General features: G+C 67.3%; 11 protein-coding genes. 5 read left to right on the top strand and 6 right to left on the bottom strand.

Annotated features, from left to right (window positions below; all coding sequences use genetic code 11):
• From WBV89_RS13625 to WBV89_RS13610, 4 genes are all read right to left on the bottom strand, one after another.
• The coding region (locus WBV89_RS13625) for an MMPL family transporter (protein ID WP_423981898.1) at nt 1-1,207 on the bottom strand (1,207 nt) is incomplete at its 3' end.
• Nucleotides 1,208-1,360: 153 nt separating this feature from the next.
• Entirely contained in the window at nt 1,361-1,942 is a 582-nt protein-coding gene (pyrE, locus tag WBV89_RS13620; protein WP_423981897.1) for an orotate phosphoribosyltransferase, read from the bottom strand.
• A gap of 75 nt (nt 1,943-2,017) precedes the next feature.
• Complete coding sequence (locus WBV89_RS13615; RefSeq protein ID WP_423981896.1) at nt 2,018-3,496, bottom strand: L-serine ammonia-lyase; 1,479 nt, start codon at nt 3,494-3,496, stop codon at nt 2,018-2,020.
• Nucleotides 3,489-4,301 (bottom strand): acyl-CoA thioesterase, encoded by an 813-nt coding sequence (locus WBV89_RS13610; RefSeq protein WP_423981895.1) that lies wholly within the window; start codon nt 4,299-4,301, stop codon nt 3,489-3,491. Before WBV89_RS13610 ends, WBV89_RS13615 begins: the two co-directional genes overlap by 8 nt.
• Nucleotides 4,302-4,350: 49 nt before the next feature.
• On the opposite strand from WBV89_RS13610, the gene WBV89_RS13605 reads away from it, so the two are divergent.
• Complete coding sequence (locus WBV89_RS13605) at nt 4,351-4,761, top strand: hypothetical protein (protein ID WP_423981894.1); 411 nt, start codon at nt 4,351-4,353, stop codon at nt 4,759-4,761.
• Between the two features lie 42 nt (nt 4,762-4,803).
• Here the strand turns inward: WBV89_RS13605 and purB are convergent, their stop codons facing one another.
• Together purB and WBV89_RS13595 are read right to left on the bottom strand one after the other, a co-directional pair.
• The gene (purB, locus tag WBV89_RS13600; protein WP_423981893.1) at nt 4,804-6,105 is read right to left on the bottom strand and encodes an adenylosuccinate lyase; all 1,302 of its coding nucleotides are present in this window, start codon (nt 6,103-6,105) and stop codon (nt 4,804-4,806) included.
• A complete protein-coding gene (locus WBV89_RS13595; RefSeq protein WP_423981892.1) occupies nt 6,102-7,379 on the bottom strand; it encodes an adenylosuccinate synthase in 1,278 nt (425 codons plus the stop codon). Before WBV89_RS13595 ends, purB begins: the two co-directional genes overlap by 4 nt.
• Nucleotides 7,380-7,509: 130 nt before the next feature.
• Here WBV89_RS13595 and WBV89_RS13590 point away from each other — a divergent pair, with 130 nt between their 5' ends.
• From WBV89_RS13590 to WBV89_RS13575, 4 genes are all read left to right on the top strand, one after another.
• A complete protein-coding gene (locus WBV89_RS13590) occupies nt 7,510-8,883 on the top strand; it encodes a sulfatase family protein (RefSeq protein ID WP_423981891.1) in 1,374 nt (457 codons plus the stop codon).
• Nucleotides 8,884-9,023: 140 nt separating this feature from the next.
• Entirely contained in the window at nt 9,024-9,479 is a 456-nt protein-coding gene (locus tag WBV89_RS13585) for a hypothetical protein (RefSeq protein WP_423981890.1), read from the top strand.
• Between the two features lie 6 nt (nt 9,480-9,485).
• On the top strand, nt 9,486-10,349 hold the full coding sequence (locus WBV89_RS13580) for a L,D-transpeptidase family protein (protein WP_423981889.1): 864 nt from the start codon (nt 9,486-9,488) through the stop codon (nt 10,347-10,349).
• Nucleotides 10,350-10,368: 19 nt separating this feature from the next.
• A partial coding sequence (locus WBV89_RS13575) for an RNA polymerase sigma factor (RefSeq protein WP_423981888.1) occupies nt 10,369-11,676 on the top strand: 1,308 nt, incomplete at its 3' end.

Raw genomic sequence — 11,676 nt, 5'->3', positions numbered from 1 at the left:
CACGGATCATCGGCACCTTGGAGATCCGCAACGCCAGGAACGCGATGACCCCGGTGATGGTGGCCACGATCAACGGGGGCGCGACGTTGGCGAGCGATTCGGAGATCGGGTGCACCTCGCGGTCGAGGACGACCTCCTCTTCGACGCGGTTGTGGATCTGGATCGCGAAGTCGATGCCGAGCCCGATGAGAATCGGAAGCCCGGAGATGGTCACGAGCGACAGGTCGATTCCGATCAGGCCGAGCAGCGAGAAGGCCCAGATCACTCCGATGATCACGGCGAGGAGCGGAAGCAGCCGCCACCGCACCTTGAAGATCACGGCGAGGATGATCGCCATCACCACGAGCGCTGCGAGGCCGAGCGTGAGCATCCCGCCCTTGAGATAGTCATTGATCTCACCGAGGTAGATCGGCGACCCGGTCACGGTGAGTTCGAATCCGTCGAACTCGTACTCGGGCTTCTCGAGGATCTCGACGACCTCGTTGGTCGACTCGGTGAGCTCGTCGAGACTGGCGTTGCCCTGGAGAACGACACCCCCGACCGCAGTCGCGTTGACCGGGCCGCCCTCGACGTTCGGGAAGGTGCTCTGCAGCGATTTGCGGATGACGAGATCCTCGTCGGCGGGCGGCACCGGATCACCGGCATCGTCGAGCGCGAATCCCGAGTTGTCGAAGATCAACACCTCGTTCCAGCCGGGGTTCCCGATGACCCATTCCGAGTCCGGACCGACCGCACCGCGGCGCGCGAGCGCGATCGAGATGTCCGCGTTCCGCGCCTCGGCTCCGGCCTCGTCACGACCCACCGCCGAGGTGAGCGCCTGGGTACCGGTCGGGCCTCCGACGAGCGACGAGCTGTACTCGAGCGAGGTGTACGGGGTCACGGTCGAATAGACCCCCTCCACGGCGGCGATCTCCTCGCTCATGTCCTGGAGCTTCGTCAGGTTGTCACCGACGAAGAGGTCGCTGATGTCGGAGCCCTCCTCGGCCGAGAACAGCAGGATGATCGTCTCGCCGCCGAAGTCGTCCTGGAACTCGACGTTGTCGATCGCGATCTGCGAGTCGGGGTTGAGGTAGCTGTCCTGGCCGGTCGCGAATTCGATCTTCGTGGCACCCAGCGCGAGCACCGCGGTGATCACCGTCGTGACGACAGCGACCACCTTCCAGTGCTTGCCGAGCCGTACCCCTGTGTTCCGCCAGAAGTTCTCCATCGCCAGTCCCCTCCGACCGACGCGATCTGCGCACGGTCTCCGTTCCCGATCCGACGCCGAGACGACAGCACCGTAGACGCTGCGACCGTCCTTCGAGAACGGCGACGGAACGATCCGACGACGTCGGTGATGGTGGTCAGCGCCGGCGGTTGGTCACGTCCCGTAGCCGAAGCCGAGGTCGGGTGCACCGAGCAGCGGCCGGTAGTCGATCCCACGCTCGGCGGCCATCGCCGCGCAGGTTCCGCCACGGTCGACGATCACACTCATGAACGCCGCGGACGCTCCGTACGCCTCGATCTGGTCGACGGCTTCGATCAGCGACGTTCCCCGTGTCGTCGTGTCCTCGGTGACGAGGACGCGGTCGCCCGGGCGGAGTGCCCCGGCGATCCGGCCGGTGATCCCTCCCTGCTTGGCTTCCTTGCGGACGCTGAAGCTGCGCAGCTCGACGCCGCGGGTCGCGAGCACCGCGGCGACGCCGTACGCCATCGGGTCGGCACCGAGCGTGAGGCCTCCGATCGCGTCGATGTCGGCGAGGTCGTCGCCGAACATCTCCACGATCGCATCCGCGACCGCGATGATCCCGTCGGCGCGGCACGCTGTCTGCTTGGTGTCGAGAAACCAACTGCTCGTCGCTCCCGACTTCAGGACGAACTCGCCCGTCTTGACCGAGTGTTCGATCACGTGTGCACGCAACCGGTCGAGGGTCGGGGGGAGTGCGGGGAGGTCACTGCTCATCGCACACGAACCTACCGAACCCGAACGCGAGCCGATCCGTCACCGATCCGGCGCGAGCGCCCGACGTGCACGATGTCAGCACTCGACGACGCTGACGGCAATCCGTCTCGCCAGACCGCCTTCCGCCGTCTCCTTGTACTTCTCGCTCATGTCCTGCGCGGTCGCCCACATCGTGTCGATCACGTCGTCGAGGGTCACCCGCGCCAGTGCGGGCTCGCCCGTCAACGCAAGGTGCGCCGCGGAGATCGCCTTGATCGCTCCCATCGCGTTGCGCTCGATGCACGGAATCTGCACCAACCCACCGATCGGGTCACAGGTCATCCCGAGGTGATGCTCCATCGCGATCTCGGCGGCCATCAGTGACTGGCCGATCGTTCCACCGTGGCATTCGGTCAGCGCGGCTGCCGCCATGGCGGAGGACACTCCGATCTCGGCCTGACAGCCGCCCATCGCGGCCGAGATCGTGGCGCGTTTCTTGAAGATCGACCCGATCTCGGCGGCGACCAACAGGAAGCTCACCGACAACTCGTCGATGTCCGACGAACTCCAGCGCTCGTGATCGAGTTGCGCGAGATGATGGAACAGGACGGCCGGGATCACGCCGGCCGCGCCGTTGGTCGGCGCGGTGACCACGCGTCCGAACGCGGCGTTCTCCTCGTTGACGGCGAGCGCGAGGCAACTCACGAAACGCACGGTGTCACCGAATCCGAGGTCGGCGTGCCGCACCCCCTCGAACCACTCGTCCGAATCCGCGGCGCGCACCGGGCCCATCAGCGATTCGTGCAGGCCGTGGGCCCGCCGGGCGACATCGAGCCCGCCCGGCAGTGTTCCCGTCGTCGACACCCCACGAAATGCACAGTCACGCATCACGTCACGGATCCGGAGGAGGCCGGCGTCGATCTCCGCGTCGGTACGCCACACCCGTTCGTTGCGCCGGACGAGTTCGGCGATCGTCCCCGTCTCGGCTCCCCACGTGATCACGTCGGCGGCGGACCCGATCGGGTACGGCAACTCGACGACGGGCTGGGTCCTCGATGGACCACTCGGTCCGCCGGTCGCTTCGTCGGAGGACTCGTGCGCGACGAATCCGCCGCCGAGTGAGTACGACACCTGCTCGACGGTCGCGCCGTCGTCCAATGTCGCCACGAACCGCATCCCATTCGGGTGACCCGCCAGGGTCACCGCGCCGTCGAACACGAGATCGTGCTCGCGCGAGAACGGGACCGAGCGGACCCCTCCGACCAGCAGCCGACCCGAGTCGAGGACCTCGGGACCCAACCGTTGGACCTCGGCGGTGTCGCAGGTCACCGGGTCGTGGCCGCACAGGCCCATCATCAACGCGATTCCGGTCCCGTGGCCCCGGCCGGTCTTCGCGAGCGAGCCGAACAGCTCGACACGAACCCGGGCGACTCGGTCGAGCCGTCCGTCCCGGCGGAGGCCGTCGACGAACTGTTCGGCGGCGCGCCACGGTCCGAGGGTGTGCGAGCTGGACGGTCCGATGCCGATCTTCAAGATGTCGAAGACGCTGACCGCGTCCGCAGATTCGTCACGCACGGTCGCGAGTGTCGCGCATCAGCACCTCCTGCGCGATCGTCGCCACGTGTATCCCGTCGGCCGAGAAGATGTGGCCCAGTGCCAGCCCACGTCCGCCGACGAAATGCAGGCACGAGAAATCGTGGAGATGCCACTCGTCGGCGGCGACGCGACGGTGGAACCAGATCGTGTGGTCGAGACTTGCGGCGAAGAGATGGTCGTCGCCCTCCGTGCCGATCGACATCGGGTGCGTGCGATGGACGGCATCGGTCGGCAGATCGTCGGACAGGAACGTGAGCCAGCAGCGGTGGAGGAGTTGTGCGGCCGGGACCTGAGGATCGCCGATCGGCTCGGTGACCTTCATCCACGCGACCGTCCGGCCCGAGCCGTCGCGGCGGCAGTCGACCACCCGATCGGCCGGCACCGACGCGCGCTCGAACGCGGGAGACCACGATTCCTGCTCGAGCACATCGGGCGGTGGGACGTCGGGCATTTCGACCGTCTGCAACTCGGCCGAGAACTCGGGGCGTTGGAACGAACTCTCTGCGTTCAGGATCGCGCCCACCGCCTGGCGGGCAACGACCCGCCGCGTCGCGAACGACCGACCGTTGCGGATCCGATCGACCTCGTAGCGAACCGGTTCGGAGGCGTCGCCACGACGAATGAAATAGGCGCGGATCGAGTGCGGCTCGAGTCCTTCGTCGACCGAAAGCGTCGCAGCTCGCAATGCCTGCGCCACGATCTGGCCTCCGTAGAGACCGCCCCAGGGGTATTGCGGTCCGACACCGACGTGAACGTCGGGTCCGTGTGCAGACAATTCGAACATTACCCGTGCACGCTATTGCCTTGAATGACCGTCGTCCTAGACTTCGGGAATGACCGAAGAGCAAGCGATGTCCGTCGAGCACAAGGCTGCCCTCGCAAAGGGCCGAACGGAAGGCCGGATCGTACGCGAGTACCTCGAAGGGCTCCGCGCGACAAAACCCAAGCGTGGGCGGAAGCGCACCCCCGAAACGGTGCAGAAACGACTCGATGCGATCACCGGTGAATTGGCCGATGCCAACCCGATGGACGAGCTGCTCCTCATCCAGGAGCGTCGCGACCTGGAGGCCGAACTCGACACGATGTCCAAGACCATCGACATGACCGCACGTGAGAACGATTTCGTCACCGTTGCTGACAGCTACAGCAGCCGCAAGAACATCTCGTACGCGAGTTGGCGTGATGTCGGGGTCCCGGCGAGCGTGCTCAAACGAGCCGGGATTTCACGCTCGAACCAATCGTGACGGCGCGGGTCTGACCGACCCGTCACGCGCTGGCCCGTCCCGTCACACGGTCAACGCATCGAGTTGAGCGAACACCAGATCGAGGTTCGACAGGCTCCGCCGCAGGTCGAACGCGTCGTCCAATACGGAGTTGTCGACCTCGTCGTCGGCCTCGAGCAGTGAGCGGAAGTCGATCCCCTCGTCCCACGCCTGCATCGCGTTGCGCTGCACGATGCGATACGCGTCGTCCCGCGTCTTTCCGCCCTGGACGAGCGACAACAACACCGGTTGGCTGAACACGAGCCCGTAGCTCGCGTCGAGGTTGGCCTGCATCCGTTCGGGCAGGATGACCAGGCCGTCGAGCAACCGACGCAGTCGACGCATCACGTAGTACGCCAACTGGCTGGAGTCGGGAAGGATCACGCGCTCGACCGAGCTGTGTGAGATGTCCCGCTCGTGCCACAGGGCGACGTCCTGCATCCCGGCCGACAGGTTCCCGCGCAACACTCGCGAGAGTCCCGAGATCGTCTCGGCCGAGATCGGGTTGCGCTTGTGCGGCATCGCCGACGAACCCTTCTGTCCCGGCTTGAACCCCTCCTGCACCTCGCGGACCTCGGTGCGCTGCAGGTGACGGAGTTCGACCGCCACCATCTCGCAGGTGGCACCCACGGACGCACACGCGTACAGGAACTGGGCATGGCGGTCACGGGCGACGACCTGCGTCGCCGGAACGGGGGTGAGGCCCAGCCGATCACCGACGTAGGCCTCGACCTCGGGCGGAATGTTCGAGTAGGTCCCGACCGCACCGCTCAACTTCATCACGGCAACCGCGTCGCGAGCAGTCCGCAGGCGCTCGCGGTCACGATCGACCTGCAGCGCCCACAGCGCGACCTTCGCCCCGAACGTGGTGGGTTCGGCGTGGATGCCGTGGGTCCGACCGATCATGACCGTGTCGGCGTGTTCCCGAGCGATCCGCACCAGCGTCGCGATCAGATCGGTCGACGCGTCGATCATCAGGTCGGCGGCGTCGCGCATCGCCCAGCACAGGGCGGTGTCGCCGACGTCGGACGACGTGAGCCCGTAGTGGATCCACGAACCCGCAGGGTCGTCGATCTCGGCCTGCACCGTGTCGACGAATGCAGCGACGTCGTGGTCGGTGATCCGTTCACGTTCGAGGATCCGTTCGACGAACGCGTCGTCCGAGGTCGGCGCCTTCGCCCGACAGATCTCGGCAGCCTCCTGTGGAACGACACCGGCCACGGCGTGCCCTTCGGTGGCCAGCAGTTCGACCTCGAGCCAGCGTCCGAAGCGGACCGGCTCGGACCACACCGCATCCATTTCCGGCGTCGAATACCGGGGGATCACTCCGCACCCCAGACGAGGTAGTCGTCACGCTCGGCGCCGACACCGACGACCTTGATCGGAACACCGACCTCGCGTTCGACGACGTCGAGGAACCGTTTCGCCTCCGCCGGAAGTTCACCGGCCTCGCGCGTGTCGCTGAGCGCGGTGCCCCAACCGTCGAGCTCCTCGTAGACGGGCTCGATCTCGGCGAGGATGTCGGAGCGGTCGGGGTAGTCCTCGACGAGCTCTCCGTCGCGACGGTAGGCGGTGCAGATCTTCACCTTGTCGAAACCGTCGAGGATGTCGAGCTTGGTCAACGCCAGTTCGGTGAGCGAGTTGAGGCGCACCGCGTGGCGCAGCATGACGCAGTCGAGCCAGCCGGTACGCCGCGCTCGTCCGGTGACCGTGCCGAACTCCTTGCCGACGCGACCGAGGGTCTCACCGTCGTCGTCGAGCAGCTCGGTCGGGAACGGACCGGCACCGACGCGTGTCGTGTACGCCTTGGTGATCCCGACGATGCGGTCGATGTCACGGGGGCCGAGCCCCGACCCGGCGCACGCGCCACCAGCGGTCGGGTTCGACGAGGTCACGTACGGATACGTACCGTGGTCGAGGTCGAGGAAGGTGGCCTGGGCGCCTTCGAGCAGCACGTGCGCTCCGCGGGCGAGCCCGTTGTGGAGCAGACCGATCGTGTCGCACACGAACGGTGCGAGCCGCGCGCCGAGATCACGGAAGTGAGCGACCGTCTCGTCCACGTCGAGCGGTTCGCCGCCGGCCTCGGAGATCAGCTTGTTCTCCGCCGTCGCGCGCTCGCGGACCAGCCGGGCGAAGCGGTCGGGGTCGATCACGTCGCCGGCACGGATCCCGACACGCCGCGCCTTGTCGGCGTAGGCGGGTCCGATCCCCTTCAGCGTCGTTCCGATCTTGTCGTCGCCGCGCATCGCCTCGGCGATCGCGTCGTGGGCCTGGTGCCACGGGAAGATCAGATGGGCTCTGCTGGAGACCTTCAGTTCCGAGCACGAGATTCCCCGGCTCTCGAGCATGTCGACCTCGGCGAACAGCGTCGGCAGATCGACGACCACGCCGTTCGCGATCACCGGGATGACGTGTTCGTACAGCACGCCCGACGGGATCAACTGCAGCGCGTATCTCTCGCCGTCGACGACCACCGTGTGCCCGGCGTTGTGACCGCCTTGGTAGCGGACGACGAACGTGTGCTCCTTGGAGAGCAGGTCGATGACTTTGGCTTTGCCCTCATCGCCCCATTGGGCTCCGACGACGACGGTGACGGGCATGCACGCTCCTGTGCGACTCGCTGGGTGGAACGTGACGAGATCCTACTTGCCCGTCGGGCCCACGAGCAGATCGGTCCGGGTGGAGTAGAACAACATCATGCCGACACGCCGCCCGAACGTGGTGTTCATCATGAGCGACGACCATGCCGCACATGCGATCTCGGCGTACTCGAGCCGGATCAACACGACGCCGCATCTCGATCGGATCGCCGAGGGCGGCATCCGGATGGATGCGGCGTTCTGTACCAACTCGATCTGCGCGCCGAGCCGTGCGTCGATGTTGACCGGGACCTACAACCACGTCAACGGCGTGACCACGCTCGACACCCACCTCGACAACTCGCTCTGGACGTTTCCCCAGGACCTCCGGGCGTCGGGTTGGCAGACGGCGCTGTTCGGCAAGTGGCACCTCGGTCACGGTGACGGTCACGACCCGACCGGGTTCGACCACTGGCGGATCCTCCCCGGCCAGGGCCACTACCACAACCCCGTGTTCATCGACTCCGAGCAGGGCATCGTCGAGCGAGGCGGATACGTGACCGATCTGATCACCGACGACTGCATCGACTGGCTGGATGACCGCGACACCGAGCGGCCGTTCGCGCTGTTCTGCCACCACAAGGCCTCGCATCGGACCTGGGAGCCCGATGCCGCACACTTCACGATGTACGACGACGTCGAGATCCCGTTCCCCGACACGTTCCGTGACGATCTCGCCGGGCGGGCCGACGTCGTCCAGTCCGTGCGGATGAAGATGCTCGATCTCGACCCGATCATCGATCTCAAGTCGACCGTGCCCGACGGGCTGACCCTCGACGAAGAGATCGACTGGCGCTACCAGCGCTACATCAAGGACTACCTCCGCGTCGTCGCGTCGATGGACGACAACATCGGCCGCCTGCTCGACTATCTCGACGAGCACGACCTGACCGACGACACGATCGTGATCTACACGTCCGATCAGGGCTTCTTCCTCGGCGACCACGGCTGGTTCGACAAACGGCTGATGTACGAGGAGTCGCTCCGGATGCCACTCCTGATCCGTTACCCCGACCAGATCGGGCCGGGATCGACGTCCGATCAGATCGTCACCAACGTCGACTTCGCCTCGACGATCCTCGACCTGTGCGGGTTGGAGATTCCGGACCACGTGCAGGGCCGTTCGTTCGCGCCGGTGCTGCGCGGGGAGGATCCGGCGGACTGGCCCGACTCGATGTACTACCGGTACTGGATGCACAACGACGGTGCGCACGCCTGCCCCGCCCACTACGGCGTGCGGACGCGCACCCACAAGCTGATCTGCTACTACAACGACCCCCTCGACCAGCCGGGGGCACGCGGTCCGGCGAATCCGATCGAGTGGGAACTGTTCGACCTGGTCGCCGATCCGCTCGAGGTCGACAACCTCGCCGGACGACCCGGATCCGAGGCGATCACCGCCGAACTGCGCGCCGAACTGGCGCGGGTGCAGGCCGACGTCGGCGACACGCCCTACCCCGCCTGACCGCGTGTCAACTGGGGTCTGACCGCAGTTGACACGGGTCGCGAAGAAAATTCTTGCGGGGGTGTAAGGCGATCGCCGGGTCGTGCGTCAGGACCGTCGACACCCGGAACGACCGGGTGCACGACGAAAGGACAGCAGCCATGCTCCACTTCACCCGATTCCCACTCGCGATCGCAACGATCGCAACCCTCGGCTTCGGCGGATCCACCGCACTCGCCGAGTCACCGGCCTTCCCCGGCACGATCGACGAGATCGTCGTCGTCCTCCCGTGCAACCCCGCCACGGACATCTGCCCACAACCGGAGCCCGACCCCGATCCGGAACTGAACCCGGCGATTCCTCCGGGGCCGGGTGACCTCACCGACGACCCGTGCGACCCGGCCGAAGGCCCGTGCGGCGACCCCGAGGACCCGACTCCGATTCCCGAGGGACCGGGGAGCTTCACCGATGACCCGTGCGACCCCGTCGTCCAGGACTGCGGAGACGGGGGCGGCGATCCCGAGCCCGATCCGGATCCCGACCCGGACCCGCAGCCCGAGCCCGAGCCGTGCACCCTCGATGACGTGTGCACCCGGACCCCGACGTTCACGGCCTGATCCACGATGTCCGTCACCCGAAACCTTCCCCGACCGACACGGGCGCTCCTCGGAATCGTCCTCGCCACAGCCGCCATCGCCGGTTGTGGCGGGGGTGGCGCCGGGACCGAGTCCGCCGTGAACACCCACCCGGCCACGACCACCGCCATCTCCACGACCGAGGCCCCAGCCACCGCTCCAGCCACGGTCACGGCCCCGACGTCGGCTCCGATCCCCGAACCGACGTCGACCGATGCAGCGCCGACAACCGCTGCGGACATCGATCCCCACGCCGAGCCCACGGCGTTCCGTGGCGTGTCGCTCGTCGACCAACTGGTCGTGCGAGCGGCACCCGACGGCGCCGAGGTGGCCTCGCTTCCCGCGATGACCGCCTTCGGCACACCCACCGTGGTGGGGGTGCTCGATCAGACGCCCGGTTGGGTCCAGGTCCTCGTCCCGGTCCGGCCCAACGACCTCACCGGCTGGGTTCGTGAGGCCGACGTCCGACTCGAGCCCGTCGACGCCGAGATCCACATCGACATCGCGACCCGCACCCTGCGGTTGAGCGAGAACGGCGAGCCGGCGGGAGAATGGCCGATCGCGGTCGGTCGTCCCGACCGCCCGACACCGACCGGCACCTACTTCATCACCGACAAGCTGGCGACCGGTGACGCAGGCAGCGTGTGGGGGGCGCATGCGTTCGGCATCTCCGCCTACTCCGACGTGCTCGACGAGTTCATCGGCGGGATCGGACAGATTGGCATCCACGGAAACAACGACCCAGGCTCGATCGGCAACGACGTGTCGAGCGGGTGCATCCGACTCCCGAACGAGGTGATCGACGAGCTGATCGATCGGTTGCCGGTCGGTACCCCTGTCCACATCGCGTGATTCGTGAGAGCCTGACACGATGGACCCGGCCACCGATGCCGCCCTCGTGGAGCGGGTGCGGGGCGGTGATGCCACCGCCTTCGCCCCGCTCTTCGAGCGGTGGTACGACCGCGTGTACAACGTCGCGCGCGGCGTCGTCCGTCGTCCGGAGTTGGCGGCCGACGTCGCCCAGGACGCGTTCGTCAGCGCCTGGCAACAGCTCGATCGGTTGGACGACGTGAACGCCTTCGGAGGGTGGCTGCTGCGGATCACCCGCAACCGAGCGCTGGATGCGCTGCGACGGGAAGGGCACTCGTCGCCCACCGACGACGAGACGGTCGTTGCGCTCCGGGACCGCGACCTGCCCAGCCCGGTCGCAGCGATGGCCTCGGTCGGCCCAGCCGAGGCGGCGGAGGTCCACGAGCGCGAACAACTCCTGTGGGCCGCTGCGGCAGCGCTGGGCGAGCGCGACGCGTCACTTCTCGATCTCCACCTCCGCCACGGACTGTCACCGGCGGAACTGGCCGAGGATCTCGGGGTCACACCGAACCACGCGCACCAACTCGTGCACCGGCTCCGCAACCGGCTGGGCGACGCGATCGGCGCGTTCCTGCTGTGGAACCGGGGATCGCCCCACTGTCCGGTCCTCGCCGGTCGCACCGGATCGAGCTTCGATGCCGACGTGGCGTCGACCGTCAAACGCCACATCCGGTCATGTACCGCATGCAGCGAAGAGCGACGGCGCCACACCGACCCCACCAAGTTGTTCGCCGCGGTGCCCTTCGCACTCGCACCGCTCGCCTTCCGAGGGCGGGCGGCGTTCGCGCTCGAACAGGCCGGCGCGCCGATGCCACCGGAGCTGACGACACCCACTCGCCAGGACACGACACCACCTCCCCAGGAACCGAACGAGTTCGCGCCGCGTTCCGCTGATTCAGCGGACGACCCTCCACCGGATCCGGAAATCGCTCCGGTCCGGAGCGCTTCCATCGCGAACGGACATGGCCTGGGACCGACCGACGGACAGCGCCGCAGATGGGCAGCGGGGCGCATCGCAGCCGTTGCCGCGCTGGTGTTGATCCTGATCGGTGGATCGACCGTCCTCATGGTCAACTCCGCCGACGCGCCCGACGGAGCCGCGTCGCTCACCGTCGCCACCACCTCGCCCGTCACGACCGAGCCGTCGACGACCGCACCATCGAGCAGCTCGTCGTCGACCACGACGACCACCACCACCGAGGCACCACAGCCGACCACGACCGTGCCCGCCGCGACGACGACGCTGACTCCCGAACCACCCGTGGTCGTGGCGCCGCCTCCGCCTCCACCACCTCCACCGCCGGTACCG

Origin of the sequence: Ilumatobacter sp., assembly GCF_049588435.1 — a bacterium.
Classification (GTDB): Bacteria; Actinomycetota; Acidimicrobiia; order Acidimicrobiales; family Ilumatobacteraceae; genus Ilumatobacter_A.
The sequence above is the reverse complement of the archived record's forward strand: the minus strand, read 5'-3'. Positions and strand labels throughout refer to the sequence as shown.